The 17,530-nt window shown below is 64.7% G+C and carries 12 protein-coding genes; 6 read left to right on the top strand and 6 right to left on the bottom strand.

The features are described 5' to 3' along the window. The first annotated feature begins 178 nt into the window (after positions 1-178). A complete protein-coding gene (locus IVB29_RS04665; protein WP_247502205.1) occupies positions 179-4,300 on the top strand; it encodes a GAF domain-containing protein in 4,122 nt (1,373 codons plus the stop codon). On the opposite strand, the gene IVB29_RS04670 is transcribed toward IVB29_RS04665, so the two are convergent. The 5 genes from IVB29_RS04670 to IVB29_RS04690 form a co-directional block, all read right to left on the bottom strand. Continuing rightward, positions 4,274-4,615, bottom strand: coding sequence for a hypothetical protein (locus tag IVB29_RS04670; RefSeq protein WP_247502206.1), 342 nt, complete (start codon positions 4,613-4,615; stop codon positions 4,274-4,276). The two genes, IVB29_RS04665 and IVB29_RS04670, sit on opposite strands and share 27 nt — an antisense overlap. Positions 4,616-4,845: 230 nt before the next feature. Further along, positions 4,846-5,838, bottom strand: coding sequence for a UDP-glucose 4-epimerase GalE (gene galE / locus IVB29_RS04675; RefSeq protein WP_247502207.1), 993 nt, complete (start codon positions 5,836-5,838; stop codon positions 4,846-4,848). A 19-nt stretch (positions 5,839-5,857) separates the two neighbouring features. Then, positions 5,858-6,664 (bottom strand): WecB/TagA/CpsF family glycosyltransferase, encoded by an 807-nt coding sequence (locus tag IVB29_RS04680; protein ID WP_247502208.1) that lies wholly within the window; start codon positions 6,662-6,664, stop codon positions 5,858-5,860. After that, complete coding sequence (locus IVB29_RS04685) at positions 6,657-8,966, bottom strand: exopolysaccharide transport family protein (RefSeq protein WP_247502209.1); 2,310 nt, start codon at positions 8,964-8,966, stop codon at positions 6,657-6,659. Before IVB29_RS04685 ends, IVB29_RS04680 begins: the two co-directional genes overlap by 8 nt. A gap of 276 nt (positions 8,967-9,242) precedes the next feature. Beyond that, entirely contained in the window at positions 9,243-10,043 is an 801-nt protein-coding gene (locus IVB29_RS04690; protein ID WP_247502210.1) for a class I SAM-dependent methyltransferase, read from the bottom strand. A gap of 396 nt (positions 10,044-10,439) precedes the next feature. Between IVB29_RS04690 and IVB29_RS04695 the strand changes: the two genes are divergently transcribed. Then, complete coding sequence (locus IVB29_RS04695) at positions 10,440-11,468, top strand: glycosyltransferase family 2 protein (protein WP_247502211.1); 1,029 nt, start codon at positions 10,440-10,442, stop codon at positions 11,466-11,468. Between the two features lie 18 nt (positions 11,469-11,486). Here IVB29_RS04695 and IVB29_RS04700 read toward each other — a convergent pair whose 3' ends face one another. Next, a complete protein-coding gene (locus IVB29_RS04700; RefSeq protein ID WP_247502212.1) occupies positions 11,487-12,473 on the bottom strand; it encodes a glycosyltransferase in 987 nt (328 codons plus the stop codon). A 236-nt stretch (positions 12,474-12,709) separates the two neighbouring features. On the opposite strand from IVB29_RS04700, the gene IVB29_RS04705 reads away from it, so the two are divergent. The 4 genes from IVB29_RS04705 (at position 12,710) to IVB29_RS04720 (ending at position 17,431) form a co-directional block, all read left to right on the top strand. Then, positions 12,710-13,777, top strand: coding sequence for a glycosyltransferase family 1 protein (locus IVB29_RS04705; protein WP_247502213.1), 1,068 nt, complete (start codon positions 12,710-12,712; stop codon positions 13,775-13,777). Between the two features lie 54 nt (positions 13,778-13,831). Continuing rightward, positions 13,832-15,184 carry an O-antigen ligase gene (locus tag IVB29_RS04710; protein WP_247502214.1) on the top strand — a complete coding sequence of 451 codons (1,353 nt, stop codon included), beginning with the start codon at positions 13,832-13,834 and terminating at the stop codon, positions 15,182-15,184. A 134-nt stretch (positions 15,185-15,318) separates the two neighbouring features. After that, a complete protein-coding gene (locus tag IVB29_RS04715; RefSeq protein ID WP_247502215.1) occupies positions 15,319-16,464 on the top strand; it encodes a GNAT family N-acetyltransferase in 1,146 nt (381 codons plus the stop codon). A gap of 82 nt (positions 16,465-16,546) precedes the next feature. Further along, positions 16,547-17,431 carry a methyltransferase gene (locus IVB29_RS04720; protein WP_247502216.1) on the top strand — a complete coding sequence of 295 codons (885 nt, stop codon included), beginning with the start codon at positions 16,547-16,549 and terminating at the stop codon, positions 17,429-17,431. Positions 17,432-17,530: the final 99 nt, after the last annotated feature.

Here is a 17,530-nt window from a genome sequence, read left to right on the forward strand (position 1 = left end):
CGCGCCTTTGGTCGGAGATTCCTCCCGTGAGGCGGCATTCCCGACAGTTTGGCGCCAGTCGTTGGCTGCTCGTTCACTTTGATCGAGGGTTTGCGGCACGCAATAACGACCACTTAGGCGATGGCCGTTCATAAAGGCAGCCGGGAGAAATAGGCAGAAATGCCCGGGAGCTGAGATCGTGCAGACGACCCTCGCGCGCACCTTTGCAGCGTTGAGCGCCATCAACGAAGCGATCCTCTACGCGAAATCGCCGGACGAGCTGTACCAGAAGGTCTGCGACGCCGGGTTTGCGAGTGGGGATTTTATGGCCGTCGCCGTGTTCCTCGCGGAGCCGGACGGCCGTCGGCTGCACTTTGCCGCCGGTCGCGGGGAGGATGTTGCGCGCTTGCGCGCGATCGAGATCACGACGGAAGGCGGCACGGCCGAGGGATCAGGCGTCGGCGGCGAGGCATTTCGCAGTCACAAACTCTGCATCAGCAATGATTTCCTGAATGATCCGCGGTCGCTGGCCTGGCGCGAGGGTGCGGTGAAGGCGCATGTCGGCGCCGCTGCGGCGTTGCCACTTCTGTGCAATGGCAAGAGCGTCGGCGTGCTGTTCGTGACCCGCAGCGAGGCCGGCTCGCTCAGCGATCAGATGGTGTCGCTGTTCGAGCGCATGTCGGCGAACATTTCCTATGCGCTGGACAATTTTGCGCGCGAAACCGCCCGCCAGACCGGCGAGCGCGCGACGCGGCGCCTGAACCGCATGTTCGGCGCGCTTAGCGCGACCAACGAGGCCATCCTGCGCGCCAAGACCGAGCAGGAGCTCTATCAATTGGTGTGCGACGCCTCCGTGAACGGCGGCAAATCGCTTGCGACCTTTGTTCTGCTCAAGGAGCAGGACTCGCATTGGCTGAAGCCTGTCGCCGGCAGCGGTGAGAATTTGGAGATCGTGGCTCGGACCCGTTACTCCGTCGATGCCGAGAATCCCTACGGCCGGGGCATTTCCGGCGAGGTGTTTCGGACGCAGAAACCCTTTGTCGAACGCGATCTCGCGCGCCGCACCAGGGGAACGCCGTGGGAGCAGGCCAATACCAACACCGGCGTTGCCGCATGCGTTGCGGCGCCCCTGATCAGGCGCGGTGAAAGCGTCGGCGTCATCCTCGCCTTCCTCAGCCAGTCCTGGGCGAAGGACGAGGAGATCGTCGCGCTGATGCTGCGCATCGCCGAGAACGTCTGCTTCGCCATCGATAATTTCGATCGTGAAGCCGAAAAGGCCCGGATCGCCGAGGAGGAGGAGCGCCTGGCGCGCATGTATGCGGCGCTCAGCGCGACCAATGAGGCGATCTTGCGCGCGCATTCGAGGGCCGAGCTGTTCGACCTCGTTTGCGAGGCGACGGCGAAGGGCGCCAAGTTCACCTCGGCCAACATCGCGCTGGTCGATCACGACGCCGAACTGCTCCGGGTGGTCGCCTGCTACGGCCCGAACGCGGACACGGTCCGCACCTTCAAGTTTTCCACGTCGGACCAGGTCCCCGAGGGGCGGGGACTGACGGGCACGGCGTTCCGCACGCGCAAGCCCGCCGTCAGCAACGACGTGCTGGCGGACGATCGTATCAAGCCCTGGCAGGCCAGCGCCCGCCGCAACGGTATCGCATCGTCCGCTGCGCTGCCCCTGTTCAACGGTGATCGCGTCGAAGGGGTATTCCTGTTCAACTCGCCGGAGCGCGATACGTTCACACCGGAATTCGTCGAACTGCTGCAGCGGCTCCAGGCCAACGTGGCCTTCGCGCTCGAGAATTTCGACCGCGCCGACGAAAAAGCGCGGGCCGACAAGCAGCGGGACCGCCTGAGCGGAATGTTCGAGGCGCTGAGCGCCACCAACGAAGCCATCATGCGCGCCAAGACCCGCGAGGAGCTGTTCGAGGTCGCATGCCAAGCCGCCGTGCTCGGCGACGTGTTCGCCTCGGCAACCATTGGCATCTTGGACGAAAGCCACGAATTCGTGCGCGTTGTCGCGGTGAAGGGCCGGCTCCAGGAGCGAATGGTCGGGCGTACCTGTGGTGTTTCTGCCGACCATCCTGAGGGCCAGGGAATCATCGGGATATCGCTGCGGACCCGCCGGCCCAGCGTCATGAACGACTATCTGAACGACCCCAGATCGGCACACTGGCGAGCCAAGGCGACCGAGGATGGAACCCAGGCCGCTGCCAGCTTCCCGCTGCTGCGGGCAGGCCAGGAGCCGATTGGCATCTTGCTCTTCCTCGCACCGGAAGCGAATACGTTCACGCCCGATCTGGTCGAACTGCTCGGACGCCTGGCCGAAAACGTCTCTTTTGCGCTCGACAATTTCGATCGCGCCGAGGAAAAGGCCCGCACCGAGGCGCAGAAGGAACGCCTGACCCGCATGTTCGCGGCCTTGAGCGCCACCAACGAAGCGATCATGCGGGCTAAGTCGCGCGCCGAGCTGTTCGACCTCGTCTGCCTTGCGGCGTCGAACGGCGCCAAGTTCACCTCGACCACGATTGCGCTGCTGAAGGCCGGCAGCGACCAGCTCGAAATCCTCGCCTCGGCCGGTCCATCCGCCGACACCACGCGCAATGTCCGCCTCTCCGTCGACCCCGAGCGTCCCGAGGGGCGCGGAATGAGCGGTACGGCATTCCGCACGCGCCAGCCCTGCATCAGCAACGACTATCTCAACGACGATCGCGTCCGCGCCTTCCACGCCGTCGTCCGCGGCGACGGCGCGCGGTCCGGTGCGGCATTTCCCCTCATCGCGCACGATCAGGCCGTCGGCGTCATGATCTATATGTCGACCGAGCCGGGCACTTTCACGACCGAATTCGTGGAGCTGTTGCAGCGCCTCGCCGACAACGTCTCCTTCGCGATGGAGAATTTCGACCGCGCCGACGAGAAGAACGAGGCCGACGAGCGGATCGAGTACCTGGCTTCGCATGACAGCCTGACAGACTTGCCGAACCGCGAGACGTTCAACGGACTGCTGCGCGAGGCGATCGACGAAGGACAGCGCCACGATCACCGTTTTGCGGTGCTGTTCATCGATCTCGACCGCTTCAAGGTCATCAACGATTCGCTCGGCCACGAGGCCGGCGATCTGCTCCTGCTCGAAGTGGCGACACGGCTGCGCGGCGCGCTGCGGGCAAGCGACGTTGTCGCGCGTCTCGGCGGCGACGAGTTCGTGGTGATCCTCGACCAGTGCGGCGAGATCGACGACGTCCAGCGCATCGCGACCGGGTTGCTCGCAGCGCTCGCCGAGCCCATGGAGCTCGCCGGCCACGAGTGCCACACCACGGCCTCGATCGGCATCGCGATGTATCCGACCAACGGCTCCGACGCACAGACGCTGACCAAGAACGCCGACATGGCGATGTATCTCGCCAAGGAAGACGGCAAGAACGGCTATCGCTTCTTCTCCAAGGAAGTGAAGACGCAGTCGATCGAACGACTGTCGCTGGAGAGTGCGCTGCGCCGGGCGCTGGAGCGCGAGCAGTTCACGCTGAACTACCAGCCCAAGGTGGATATGGAGACCAGCCAGATCACGGGCGTGGAAGCGCTGCTGCGCTGGACGCACCCGGAGCTTGGCAGCATCTCGCCGGCGCAGTTCATTCCGCTTGCCGAGGAAACCGGGCTGATCGTGCCGATCGGCCGCTGGGTCGTGAAGGAGGCGTGCGCGCAGGCCATGGCCTGGCAGCGCCGCGGTCTCTTACCGGTGTCGATGGCGGTCAATTTGTCGCCGCGCCAGTTCGTCGACGAACATCTGTTGCAGGACGTCGACGAAGCGCTTGCCGCATCCGGCATGTCGCCGGTATTGCTCCAGCTGGAGGTCACCGAAAGCATGATGATGCGCAATGTCGGACGCGCGCTGAAGGTGCTCGACGCCATCCAGAGCCGGGGCATCCGGCTCGCCATTGACGATTTCGGCACCGGCTATTCGTCGATGTCGCTGATGAAGCATTTTCCGATCGACACGATCAAGATCGATCGCTCCTTCGTGCGCGACCTGCCGCAGGATGCGGAAGATCAGGCGATCGCGCAGGCGATCATCAGCATGGGCAAGGCGCTCGGCATGACCGTTGTCGCCGAAGGCGTCGAGAACGCCGAGCAGGAAGCGTTCCTGCGCACCCATGGCTGCGACGAGATGCAGGGCTTCCTGATTTCGAAGCCGCTGCCGGCCAAGCAGATGGCCGATCTGTTGCGGCCGATGGTTCTGCCGGTTGCGCCACCGCTCCAGCCGGATCCGGAGCCGGATCGCGCGGTGGCCGAAGCCGTGGCGCTACGGCTGAAAAGCACTGTCGTCTGACGGCTGCGGGTGCAGTTCGCGGACCTCATGGTCTGCGCCTTCCGCCTTGCTCGGAAAGTCCTGCGGTCCAGTCAGCGAGGTCTGCTCGACGAACAGCGCCAAAATCGTGCGCGCCCCGTCGGCGAAGCTCGTGCCCTCGTTCAACCCGAGCTCGGCGCACCATGCGCAGCTCATCGGCTCCTGGTCGTCGACCACCGACATGGCGGGTCCCCACCACCAGGCAGGCGCAGGCGAGCGCTCGTCCGCAGGCACGATATGCCAGCGAACGAACTCATCTATCACGCGCTCGAACTCCAGGCGTGCAGCCTGATGCATACTGTCGATACTCCCGGAATCCGCGTCTGATGGCAGGTCGTCACGCGGATTCGATCGTGGCCTTGACGCTCGGAAAAAATCGGCTCGCGCAAATCAGCCGAGCCGCACATGCCGACATCATCGTCGGCAGTGCCCAAAATGCGGCCGTCGGCGATACGCCAATGGCGGCAGTGAAGACCCATTCTAGCCGCTTGGAGGTACGGCAGGCAAGGTGCGGGCGTTACGGTTGCTTAACGGGCCTTGCGCGGATGCGCCGTCTGGTGCCAGGCCCAGGCGGTGCGGATCACCGAGGCGAGGTCGGAGTGACGCGGCACGAAGTTCAGGACTTTTCGCGCGGCGGAGGCGTCGGCGACCAGATAAGTGGGATCACCGGCGCGGCGCGGCTTCATGGTATGCGGCACCTCGCGCCCGGTCTCCTGCCTGATGGCGTTGAGGATCTCGCGCACCGAGAAGCCGGAGCCGGTGCCGAGATTGAAACTACCGCCGGCATGTCCGGTTTCCAGGAGCCTCACAGCCGCGACATGCGCCGCGGCGAGATCTGTGACATGGATGTAGTCGCGGATCGCGGTGCCGTCGGGCGTGTCGTAATCGTCGCCGAACACGGCGAAGTCGACATGGCCTTGCAGCGCCATCATGGCGCGCGGAATGAGATGGGTCTCGTTGTCACGCAGCTCGCCGATGCCGCCTGAAGGATCAGCGCCGCTGGCGTTGAAATAGCGCAGGCAGAATGCGCCGAAGCCATAGGCTGCGCGATAATCGGCCAGCATGCGCTCGATCATCCATTTCGACGCGCCGTAGGGATTGATCGGCGCGCAGGGGAAGTCTTCCGGCAACTCCTTGGAATCGGCGTTGCCGTAGACGGCGCCGGTCGACGAGAACACGATGCGATGGCAGCCCGCGTTGCGCATCGCCTGGAGTAGCGATAGCGTGCCCTGGACGTTGTTGATGTAATATTTCTGCGGGTCGGTCATGGACTCGCCGACGAGGCTGGCCGCGGCGAAATGCATCACGGCCGTGATCTTGTGCTCGGCGAAGGCGCGCGCCAGCGCCGCACCGTCGAGCAGATCGCCCGTCACGAGCGGCCCGGCAACGAAGCTGCGATGACCCGTCGAGAGATTGTCATAAACGACGGGCTGATAGCCGGCGGCGGTCAGTGCGCGGCAGGCGTGCGAGCCAATATAGCCCGCGCCTCCAGTGACGAGGACAGTCGGTCGGTCGGTCATGTCGTCTTCTACTCTTCTCTCAGCGATTGGAAGGTCGTTTGCTTCTGAAGAGAAGATAGAGCGCGCGAGGGTTGGTGGTCAAATAGCGCCAGAACAGGCGGCGTGGTTCGAGCAAGGTGCGCCAGGCCCATTCCAGCCCGATCTTCTGCATCCATTGCGGCGCGCGGGATCGGCTGCCCGATAAAAAGTTGAACAACCCGCCGGACGTCTTGATAACGCCAACATTGGTCATCAGCGGCGTGTATTCCTCGACAAATGCCTGCTCGTTGGGCACGCCGAGCGCGACCCAGAGATAATCGGGCGCGAGCGCGTTGATCTCCTCGACCTTCGCGCGCAGGGCGTCGCCGCGCAGATAGCCGTGGCTGTAGCCGACGATCTTGAGGTTTGGATACATCTTCTGGACGTTCTCGACCGCGGCGGCGTTCTCGGCCTCGCTGGCGCCGAACATGTAGAAGGTGCGGCCGACCGCTTCGGCCTTGCGCGCGACGACGTGGAACAGGTCCGTGGTCGCAACGCGCTCGGGCAGCGGAAACCAGGATTGCAGTTTTGAGGCCGCCACCAGCGGCTGGCCGTCGGCGTTGATCATGTCGGCGCCGCGGAACAGGCGTTCGGTCTCCGGCTCGGTCGAGCAACGCGCCAGCACCTCGCCATTGGCCGAGGTCAGATGCAGCGGACGGCCGATGCGATGACGCGGATCGGTGGCTTCGATCATGAAATCGGCGGTGGCTTCGAGATCCAGCGCGGCCATGCGAAGGCCGCCGATGGTGATCCGCGGCACCTCTGCGGTTGCGGCCCGGCCGTCCAGATTGATGCGGCGCTCAAGCATATTGTCTACCTCGCTGGCGCGCTTGGGTTGCGGGGGTGAGCTCGTCGAGCACGACGCCGACGAGCTTGCGCTCGGCACGGCCGAGCGTGCCCAAAATTTCTTCAAGGCTGTCGTTGATGTCGAGACTGGTCGGCAGCACCGCCACCAGCGCATCGGCGTCATCGAGCAGCTTGCGGGCGCTGGCTGAGAGCGGCATTGCGGGGCCGTCGAGGATCACGAGGTCGTAGCCGCCGGCGGAGCGCGCCTGTGCAATCGCCTTGCGGATCGCTTCAACCGCCTTGCCGGCATCGCCGTCGGCGGCCGGCAGCACCGAGATGCCGTTGACCGTCTTGATCTCGCGGGCAGCGTTGCTGCCGATCGAGAGCCAGCCGCGTGCGCTCGGCTCGCTCTTGCTGGAACGATTGACCTTGTTCGAGAGCGAATGTGCCTGATGATCGGCATCGATCATCAGCACGCGAGCGCCGTCGCGCGCGGCTGCGAGCGCGAAATTTAGCGCGGTCACGCTGCGTCCGACGGTTTCGCCGGCACCGAGGAGCGCAATCACCGGTATCGTCTTGCCGCCGGCACGCCGGGCCAGGGCTGCGCGCATGTCGCGCCAGGTATTGAGCAGGCTCGTCAAGGGGAAGCCGGGGCGCAGCGTCGGCCAGCCCAGCCGTGTCAGGTCGACGCCGCTACCAGTCGCGAGAATGGCACCCAGCGTGTGGATGACGTCGGCTTCCTGGAGGCGCGCGATCAGCGGTTTTTCGATCAGGGGCCTTTCCATCGTCGAAGGTTGCGGCGGTGACGCGGCAAGTTCGGCGCGCGCATGAGCAACTTCCGGAGCCCGGGGAGCCTGCGGCGTTGGCGTGCGTTCACGGCGGGCCGGCGTGGGCGCACCGGCAAACAGCAGTTCGGCTGCGACGAACCAGCTTGAAGCCGCGATCGCACCGAAGACGAAGCCGATCATGGCGAACAGGCTCATCCCCGGCGGGAACGAGCGCCGCTGCGGCACGGTCGCTTCGCCGATGACGCGGGCCGCCGAGGTGTTGAGCGTCTCCTGCTCCTCGGTCTCGCGCGAACGCTTGAAGAAGGACTGGTAGACGTCGCGGCTGGCATCGACCTCGCGCTCGAGCTCGCGCAGTCGCACGGCGGCCTGGCTGAGCTGGACGCTTTGCCGCTTCTGCACCTCCAGCGCCCGGTTGAGCGAGGCTTCGAAGTCGCGGGCGCGCGTCAAATCGTTCTTGGCCGACTGGGCGAAGCGGTCGACCTCCTCACTGATGACGCGCTTGATATCCTCGACCTGCTTCTCGGTCTGGCGCAGCGCCGGGTGCCGCGGCCCAAGCTCGGCGGTCTGCTCTGCATATTTCTTGCGGGCATCGGCATATTGCGCGCGCAGGTTTGCAATCGTCGGTGACTGCAGAACCTCGGCATTCGCACCGGCATCCGCCGCCGTGCGCCGGCTTGCCTCGATCTGGTCGAGCCGCGCCTGCGCGTCCATCGTCGCAGCGCGGGCCGCGGAAAGCCGCTGGTTGCTGGACGAGAGCTGTTGGTCGCTGATCAGCGCGTCCTGGGTGCCGACAAAATTGTTCTGGGCCTTGTAGGTGGCAAGTGCGGTCTCGGCATTGCGCAGCCGCTCGCGCAGTTCCTTCAGCCGGCCTGACAATTCGCTGGTGGCCCGTCGCGCGGCCAGGGCCTGGGAGTTGCGAGACTCCGTGAGGTAGACGTTGGTCAGCGTGTTGGCGAGCATCGCCGCCTTCGCGGGATCGGTCGACCAGACCTCGATGTCGACGATGAAGCTCTTCTCGGTCTTGCGGATGGTGATGTGCCGATTCAGCGCCTCGAGCGCCGCAAGCTGCACTTCCTTCGTCTCCGTGGCGGAGGGCGCGCGGGGCTGCAGGCCGATCAGGCCGAGCAGCGACGTCGTCAGGCTCTTGTCGTCGCCGCCGCCGCCAAATTCGGGATCCTTGTCGAGACCCGCTTGCTCGATCACCCGGAGCAGCACGCTGTTGGAGGTGATCAGGCGAGCCTGGCTCTCCACCACCATGGACATGCCGGAGACGTCCTGCGCGCGCGGGGTGAGTTCGCGATCCACGAGCTGAAGCTCGCGCGGGTCGACATAGAGTTGGGCGGTGGCGGTGTAGCGGGGCGTCAGACTCTTGCCGGCCGTGACCGCAAGCGTCGCACCGAGCAGGGCAGCAGCCGCAATCGCGACCTTGCGGCGCCAAACCAAATTGACCAGCTCCAGCACGCTGAAGCCGGCTTCAAGCCTTTGCTGCGGGCCCTCCGGTCTGGCCCGATCTATCGGCTGGTTATAGTCAAGCATGATCCCCAGCTTCCATTCCAGCTACCGCGGGCTGAGGGGTTACTCTTCGCTTTACGCCACGCACCCGGGATATAGGTGCCCAATCAACGCAACAGGGAAAATTAACCATACTCATTGAGGGACTATTCACCGAAATGGCAAACAAAGCGTTTAAGCGCATGCCACTCTTCGACGCGTCGCAGTGACGCTGAGGCCCCCCAGAGATTAACGGTTCGTTACCGCGCGCAGCGTTGCCGCGAGGCTTCGCTTGTCGTTCGACGAGCTGCGCGCGCATTGTCAGCTTTTCCGCAGGATGACGTGATAATCGCCGCGGCGGACGTCGGTCCCGCGCGGCAGCACGGCGTTCAGCACGGCGGCGCCGACGTCGACCAGGGCCGCGAACAGCGGCTTGCGCCGACGCATCTCGGGATAGCGCGGGCTCTCGACCTCGCGGCGGTAGATCATCTCGAGGCCGTTCGCGTGCGCGAATGCTTCGAGCCGCGGCAGCGTCACCAGCGGATGAAAGAAGGTCGGGAACGGCGGCTCGCCGGGCAGGCCGGCATTCTTGATGCCGCGGATGTGCCGGTAGAACCAGACGTGAAACCAGTGCGGCGAGTATTTGGTGACGACGCCGGACAGCGAGCGCGGATTGGGCGCGCCGATCAGGATCATCCCGCCGCGCTTGAGCGCGTCGCGGAAATTCAGCAGCGCAGCTTCGACATCCGGAAGATGCTCGATCACGTTGTAGCAGATCACGAGATCGAAGCTCTCGGGCGTGGAGCGGTAGGTCTGCACGTCGCCGAGGATCGCCTCGTCCGCATAATTGTTGTTCTTGACCTGGTCCTCGTCTATGTCGACGACGGTGACGTGGCTGCGGCTCAGCAATTCCGTCGGCAGAAAGCTGCACGAGCCGCCGCCGGCTTCATAGGTCGCGAGCCGGCCCTGCGGCAGCTCGCGGCGCAGCAATTCGTGAACGGCGAGCAGGCTGTCGCGGGCTTCGCCGGGGACCAGATCGAGCAGTGCCTGGGTGTGTGCGGTGGCCGCGGGGGTGTTGATCGCCGTGGTTGTCGCGAAATCGATGGTGGCTGGCTTGTTCATATTTTCTGACCGCGCTTGTTCTATTCAAATTTACAGGAAAAATCTCGCAAGCCCGAAGAGCAAATCTGATGCCGCCCTGCTTCACCGGTCGCGGTGCTTACGGTCGGGTTAATGCGCATGGGCGTTAACTACGGCATTCTTCGCATCGCACCGTCGGCGGACGATGGACTGCGAATTGCAGTACCACGCGCGCATGGATTTGCAGGGAAAACACGTGAGAGCGGTTAAGCGCATGGTGGCACGTCTGCATTGTAGGGAGCTCATCCAGATGGTGCCGTATCGCGCCTCGGTCGGGCTGTTCACTTTGGCACGCATCTGTCCCGCCGCACTGTGCCGTCGCGGGACTGCGCGACCGGCGCAGGGCTTTTTCAACATATCTCAGGCATCTAGAACCCCATGACACTGATCCCGACAGACTTGTCCGCGAGCCGGATCTCGGATGCCGTGCGCGATCCCAACCGGGAGATCGCGGCGAGCTCCCGAATCATCGATCTGTCGGTCGGCATCGTCGTCTGCATTCCCTGCTTCCGTCGTCCGCAGCATCTGCGGCTGACGCTGGACTCGCTGGTGAACCAGCGTACCCCGCGCTCCTTCGCGGTGGTGATGGTCGAGAACGACGCCGCCAAGCGTGAGAGCGCGCCGGTCGCCGCCGAGTTTCTCGCCGACGGCAGACTCCAGGGCATCTGCCTCGTCGAGCAGCGGCAGGGCAATTGCCAGGCGATCAACGCCGCCTTCGAGACGGCGCAGGCGCTGTTTCCCGCCGCGACCCACTTCCTGATGATCGACGACGACGAGATCGCGTCACCCGACTGGCTCGAACTGATGGTCCGCACCGCGGAGGCAACCGGCGCCGACGTGGTCGGCGGACCGGTGCTGCCGGTCTTCGACGATGACAGCAAGCCCTGGCTCGCGGGTCACCCCGCCTTCTGCCCGGCCTACGACTACACCGGCGCGGTACCGCTGATCTATGGCTGCGGCAATTGCCTGATCACGCGCGCGGCGTTCGACGGGCTCGAAAGTCCCGTCTTCGATCTGCGCTTCAATTTCCTCGGCGGCGGCGACTGCGACTTCTTCGTGCGCTGCCGCAATGCCGGCATGCTCTTCCACTGGACGGCGGAAGCCGTCATCACCGAGACCGTGCCGCCAAGCCGCACCAGCCTCAGCTGGATCGCAAAGCGTGGCCTGCGCATCGGAGCGATCAACTATCGTGTGCAGTACAAGGCTGCGCCGAGTGCAGCGGCACGCGTGCGGGTGTTTGTGCAGATGCTCGGGCGGCTGCCGCTGTCTCTGCTGCGTGCGGCTCGCCTGCTGCCGACCTCGAAGCCCGTCGTCGCGATGCATCCCGTGATGGTGGCGTTTGGTTCGGCGCTGGCGGCCTTCGGTTTCGATCCGAAGCCCTACGAGGCTTCCAAGATCGTGTCCTGACGTTCTTGAGCCGGGCGGCTAGATTCCAAGATAAGCGAGCGCGATCTTGATTACGGACCGTGGCACCGCTCTGAGCGATCGCTGTCCAACCATGCCGAGATAGGCGAGGGCGTCGCGATACCTGCCGAAGCGGACCGCTTGCGTCGCCGAATAGGTCACGAGATGAATCTCGGCCGCTTGGCGCAGCCGAGGCACAGCGCTTGCGGGCAGCCGGGCCAGGATCAAAGGATCATCGAATACGCGCGCGACCGCCGGGAAGAAGTCCTGTGGTGTCCGCACTGCCGCGTTCATGGTGTTGGCGGTGTGCAGACGATAGTCGAGCAGAAGTTCCGGGACGAATGCGAACTCGCCGAGCGCGGCGAGACGGCACCAGCAATGCCAGTCCTCGCAATATCTGAGCGAGACGTCGAAGCCGCCGGCCGCGCGGAAGGCATCGGCACGAACCAGCATGATGCCGCCATTGACGATGAAGTTGCCGCGGGCAAGCCGTTCCATCACGTCGCCCGACGGCTTGCGGCGGCCCTTGAGAAGATCGCGGCGGCCGATCGGACGGCCATCGCTGGCGATCGTGTTGTAGTCGCCATAGACCAGAATTGCGTGGGGAGCGGCCTTGGCTGCCGTCAGCAGCGTCGTCACCGCGGCGGGGCGCAGGCGGTCATCGGCATCGAGAAAGATCAGCCAGTCGCCGCGCGCGCTCAGTGCGCCGAGGTTCCGCGCAGCCGATACGCCCGAGGCGTCATTCGGCATCAGGCGCAGGCGGGAATCGCGGATGGCACGAACGATCGCCATGGTGTCGTCGGTCGAGCCGTCGTCCACGACGATCACCTCGGTGACGTCGCCTTGCGTCAGTGCGCTTGCAATGGTCTGGCCGATGAACGCGGCAGCATTCTTGGCAGGGATGATCACGGAGACCGGCGTGTGAGATGCCGCCGGCAACGCGGTGCGCGCGCCTGTTGCCGCGAATGCGGCGGCCGGTGAATCCAGAATGTCGTCGGCGGTGGTCAAGCGGCGGCTCGTCTTTAATGGTTCGTTAACCAGGCCGCATCTGGAGTTGCGGAGCGCAGCCTCGGCCGCTGCGGATGATACTCGCATAGCGCCCAGATCGTTGCTGCGAAGGCCTGCGCAAAGCTGGTTTCGTCAATTAGCGTTAAGCCGATGGCATTAAGCCTGTCGCAAACTTGGACGAGTGCGTCAGCCGGTCCCATGCGAGAATACGCATCCGGCTGCCGCGGATGGACCCAGTGCCCGCAAAGACATTCGACTACGATCCCGACGACATGGTCCTCAACCTCTTCTACGAGGACAAGGACGACCGCTGGTTTCCCGGCGATCGCCATCTGCGGCGCATGGCGCGCCGCATGCTGTTCGGCGAGCCGCGCATGAGCGGCCAGCTGCGCGTGTTCCTCAATCTGTGCGCGGGACTCGACCGGCTTGATATCCGCTACCGAGTCAACGATTACGGCTATATCGCGCAGCATCCCGAGGAAGTCGCCTGCATCATCGGCCGCACCTTCCTGCTTGACAAGTTCGCGTGGAAGAACCCGATCCTGCTCGGGGTCGCCGCCCACAATCATCCGCTCGACGATCCCGATCTGTTCAAGCGTCTGCCGGTGAAGAAGGTCGTGGTGCCCGGCCCATGGTACGCCGACATGTACCGGCCGCATTGGCCGGACACCGAGGCCTGGCCGGTCGGCATCGACACCGATCTCTGGGCGCCGTCGCGCGCCTCGCAAAAGTCCGTCGACGTCCTGATCTACGACAAGGTCCATTGGGACCGTGAGCGCTATGCGCCTGACTTGATCGAGCCCGTCCGCGCCCGGCTCCGCAAGGAGGGGCGCTCGTTCACGGAGCTGCGTTACGGCAGCTACAAGGAAGAGGACTATCAGGACGCGCTGGCGCGTTCCCGTGCGATGATTTTCCTGTGCCAGAACGAGAGCCAGGGCATCGCCTATCAGCAGGCGCTGGCTTGCGACGTGCCGGTATTCGCCTGGGATCCCGGCGGCCCGTGGCGGGACCCCGATTATTATCCGCACCGCGTGCAGTTCGCGCCGGTGTCGTCGGTGCCGTATTGGGACGATCGTTGCGGCGCCAAATTCGCTGACACTGCGGCGTTCGAGGCCGGCTGGGACGAATTCTGGGCCGGCTGTGCCGCCAATACGTTCGATCCGCGCGGCTTCGTGCTCGACAATCTCACGCTGGAACAGCGAGCGCTGCAATATTACGAGATCGCGCGCAGCGTGGCGCGGCAGCAGAAGGTGTCCGCCACATCAGGCATGCTGGTTGACGGATGGTTAACGGGGATGGGCTAAGACCTCGATCTTTCCAGGGTTCACCAGACCGCACCTGAGCCACCGCCTTAAGCCATGGATCGCAGCGCCGCTGACATGACCGACGTCGAGGCCCGATCGCTCGGCCACGTCCTGCGCGACGGGCTTGCTGGGCTGAATGCTGTGCAGGCGGCACGCTGCCTCGTCGCGATGGCAGCCCTGCTGCTCGTGCTGGTGACGCTCGATCCGTTTCCCGATTTGCGCAGCGAGGATGTCGCCACTGTTGTCGGTGGACGCATGGCGCTCGGCTATGTGTCCTGGGGCCTCCTGGCTGCGGTCGCGGTGCTGTTCGTCGTCGCCACGGATGCGCCCTCGCTGAAGAGCCTGGTCACACCGCTGCATCTCTGCCTCGTCGGCTGGATGCTGATCAACATCGTCTTCTCGGAGACCCGCGGCGTTTCGATGCAGCGCTTCGCGCTCGCGGCCAGCGTGACGTCGCTTGCCCTGCTGCTGCCGTTGCTGCCGCCGACGCAGCGCAGCTTCAATTTGTGCCTCGGTGCCGCCGCGCTCGTGCTGCTGGTGCTGTGCTTTCTCGGCGTCTTCCTCGCGCCGCAATATTCGATCCACACCGCGCTCGACATCACCGAGCCACAGCTCGCCGGCGACTGGCGTGGCAGCTTTGGCCACAAGAACGTCGCCTCGCCGGTGATGACTATCCTGGTCTATGTCGGCATTTACCTGTCCGCGGTCGGCTCGTTCGTGATGGGACCGGCGATTGCGCTGCTTGCCGGCATCTTCCTGATCTTCACCGGCGGCAAGACCTCCTCGGTGCTGTGCCTTGCCATCTATGCGCTGGCCTCGCTCGTCTACGTCACGCGAAGCCTGTGGCTGAAGCGGATCATCTGCTTTGCGCCGCTGATCGTGATGAACCTGCTGACTGTCGGCAGCGTCCTGAGCCCGGCGCTGGGGTCCGTGACGCGGCTGCTTCCGGTCGATCCCACCTTCACCGGCCGTTCCGACATCTGGGAATTCGCGCTCGCAGCGGTCGCCGAAAAGCCGATCATCGGCCACGGCTATGCGGCGTTCTGGGACGATGTGACCGAGCGCCAGACCGCCAAGGGCTCCGAATGGGCGGTGACGGCGGCGCACAGCCACAACAGCTATCTCGACCTCGCCGTCACCATCGGCTTGCCGGGCCTGCTGCTGGTCATCCTCATCTTCGTGTTCGCGCCACTTCGCAACTTCCAGGCGGTCCAGGGCCACAATCGCAGCAACGCGCTGGGCAAGCTGTTCCTGACCATATGGCTGTTCGGCCTGTATTTCGGGACCACCGAGACCTTCCTGCTCGAGCGGCAGAATCCGGTCTGGTTCATGTTCGTGCTGGCCGCCGCCGGTCTGCACTTCCTGGCCAGGTTCCAATGCGTTGAGCCGATGGAACCCGACCGCTGACAGCTTGTCGCAGCGGCTGATCTGTCGCGGGGACAGGGAAGTGGTATCCGCTTAACGATAAGCAGCGACGTTACTTGTGGTCGACGGCAAAACATAATCTATCTGGAAACATTCAGTAACTGCATGCCCCGCGGATGACGTTCCTCAGCGTCGAGCAACCAGATGATCTTGTGTCCAGCACGTCGGGAATCGCGGTCGATTTCCTGCGTGACTGGCAGCACGCCGCATTGCGCCTGAAGGCTGGCCATCGCACCGCTTTCCAGCATGATTACTGGCTCGGCGCCTGGTATGAGGCGTTTCACGAACATGCCCCGCTGATCGCATTGATCTCCGATGCCGCGACCGGCAACGACGTCGCGGTGGTGCCGATGATGAGCCATGTCAGGCGCGGCATTCGTGTCGTCGAGTTCGCCGACCTCGGCATCTCCGACAACAACGCGCCGATCCTTGCATGCGATGCGACGTTCGATGCGGCGGGCGCGCGCGCAATCGGTGCGGCGCTGGTCGATGCCCTGCGCGCCCAGCCTGACGGCTTCGACCTCTTGCGCCTGAAGAAGATGCCGTCGCATGTCGGCGGCAAGCCCAACCCGCTGGTGTCGCTCGGCCGTATCGGATCCTGCTCGGTCAACGGCAACCTCGTGCTCATGGGCGACGACTATGCCGACTATCGGGCGTCGCTCCGGCGTCTACAATTGCCAAGGTGCTGGCGCGTGTTCAACCGTCTTGGCGACGGGCGGTTCGAGATCGCCACGGATGTCGCACGCGCTCGCGAACTGCTCGATGTGATGGACGTGCAGCAAGAGGAGCGGATGAGGCAGCTTGGCTCGCACTTCGTTCTCAACGATGAAGTTCACGCCGGATTCTATCGCGAGGTGGCGCGGCAAGGTGTTGCTGAAGGCTATGCCGTCGTGTCCGCGCTGGTCTGCGACAAGGGCGTCGTTGCCACCACGCTCGGCGTCAGATACGGCGCGACCTATTTCCTGCTGCGCATCAGCCATACCGGCAGGGCCTTGGCGAACTTCTCTCCGGGGCTGCTCGTGACTGAACGCACCATGGAGGCGCTGCATGCGCAGGGCGTGCGCCGCTTCGATCTCAGCATCGGCAATCAGGACTACAAGCGCCGCCTCGGCGCCGAACAGATGCCGCTGACCGATGTCAGCGTCGCGCTGTCCTGGCGCGGCGTGCCTTACGCCTGGCGCGACCATGCCGCGCAAGGGCTGCGTCGCCATCCAAGGCTGGCCGCCCTCGCGGCGCGCGCGATGGGCAAGGCCGCACGCTAGAGCGTGCAAAGCCGGGGGTTGCCCGGGTCATTCGACTATCGCAATGGTCGTGCTATCGTTGCATCCGGTTCCCGGAGGCGACATGGAAGATCGTTCGAGCAAATATCGCGCGTTCTACGCGCAGTTGATCTGTGCTGCGGCAAGGGCCGCGGATCCCCGTATCGAGGAGGCCTTTCGAACCGTCCGGCGCGAGCCTTTCGTCGGGCCCGGGCCGTGGTCGATCTCCCTCGGTGGCCATCCCTATGTCGTGACGCCCGATGATGATCCTGCGTTCCTCTATCAGAACGCGCTGCTGGCGCTCGACAGCACGCGTGGCCTCAATATCGGGATGCCCGGTGCGCACGCCTATTGGCTCAGCGGCTGCGCCGTGAAGGAAGGCGAGACCGCGATCCAGATCGGCGCGGGCAGTGGTTACTACACCGCGATCCTCGCGCATCTCGTCGGCGCCGGTGGCCGTGTTCATGCCTATGAGATCGACGAACGCCTGGCAGGACTCGCGCGCGACAATCTGAAGGACATCGCCCATGTCGAGGTGCGCGAACGTTCGGGCATTGCGTCCGATCTACCGGCTGCTGACGTGATCTATGTCTGCGCCGGCGCGGCGCAGCCGGCCTCGGAATGGCTCGATGCCCTGCGACCCGGCGGACGGCTGGTATTTCCGTTGGCGCCTGAAGGCATGCTCGGCGGCATGTTGATGATCACGCGCCCTGACGAGGGTGCGGTCTGGCCCGCCAAATTCCTGGGGCGTGCGCAATTCATCGGCTGCGCGGGATTGCAGGATGCGGATGCCGCCCGGCGGCTGGCCAAGGCGTTCGCGGGAGGATGGGACGGCGTGCAGTCGTTGCGGAGAGAGGGCGCTCCCGACGAGACATGCTGGTTCGCCGGTGAGGGCTGGTGGCTGTCGACGGCGCCGGCGCCCGTCGTGACGGATTCAATCAGGCCTCACGCAGACATCACGCAGGCCTAGCGGGTGACCAGTGCGTCACAACGTCAAGCGAGGCGGCATTCCCGAATGAGAATGCCGCCCGCGTCGCATCAGCCATGATGTCGGTCGTAAAGCTTAACT

Origin of the sequence: Bradyrhizobium sp. 1, from assembly GCF_023073315.1 — a bacterium.
In the GTDB taxonomy this organism is placed as follows: Bacteria; Pseudomonadota; Alphaproteobacteria; order Rhizobiales; family Xanthobacteraceae; genus Bradyrhizobium.

Bases quoted from the DNA above. Each gene is read 5' to 3' on its own strand.
- IVB29_RS04695 (WP_247502211.1), top strand. From the start codon at position 10,440: ATGACACTGATCCCGACAGACTTGTCCGCGAGCCGGATCTCGGATGCC.
- IVB29_RS04685 (WP_247502209.1), bottom strand. From the start codon at position 8,966: ATGCTTGACTATAACCAGCCGATAGATCGGGCCAGACCGGAGGGCCCG.
- IVB29_RS04720 (WP_247502216.1), top strand. From the start codon at position 16,547: ATGGAAGATCGTTCGAGCAAATATCGCGCGTTCTACGCGCAGTTGATC.
- IVB29_RS04710 (WP_247502214.1), top strand. From the start codon at position 13,832: ATGGATCGCAGCGCCGCTGACATGACCGACGTCGAGGCCCGATCGCTC.
- IVB29_RS04690 (WP_247502210.1), bottom strand. From the start codon at position 10,043: ATGAACAAGCCAGCCACCATCGATTTCGCGACAACCACGGCGATCAAC.
- galE (WP_247502207.1), bottom strand. From the start codon at position 5,838: ATGACCGACCGACCGACTGTCCTCGTCACTGGAGGCGCGGGCTATATT.
- IVB29_RS04680 (WP_247502208.1), bottom strand. From the start codon at position 6,664: ATGCTTGAGCGCCGCATCAATCTGGACGGCCGGGCCGCAACCGCAGAG.
- IVB29_RS04715 (WP_247502215.1), top strand. From the start codon at position 15,319: ATGACGTTCCTCAGCGTCGAGCAACCAGATGATCTTGTGTCCAGCACG.
- IVB29_RS04670 (WP_247502206.1), bottom strand. From the start codon at position 4,615: ATGCATCAGGCTGCACGCCTGGAGTTCGAGCGCGTGATAGATGAGTTC.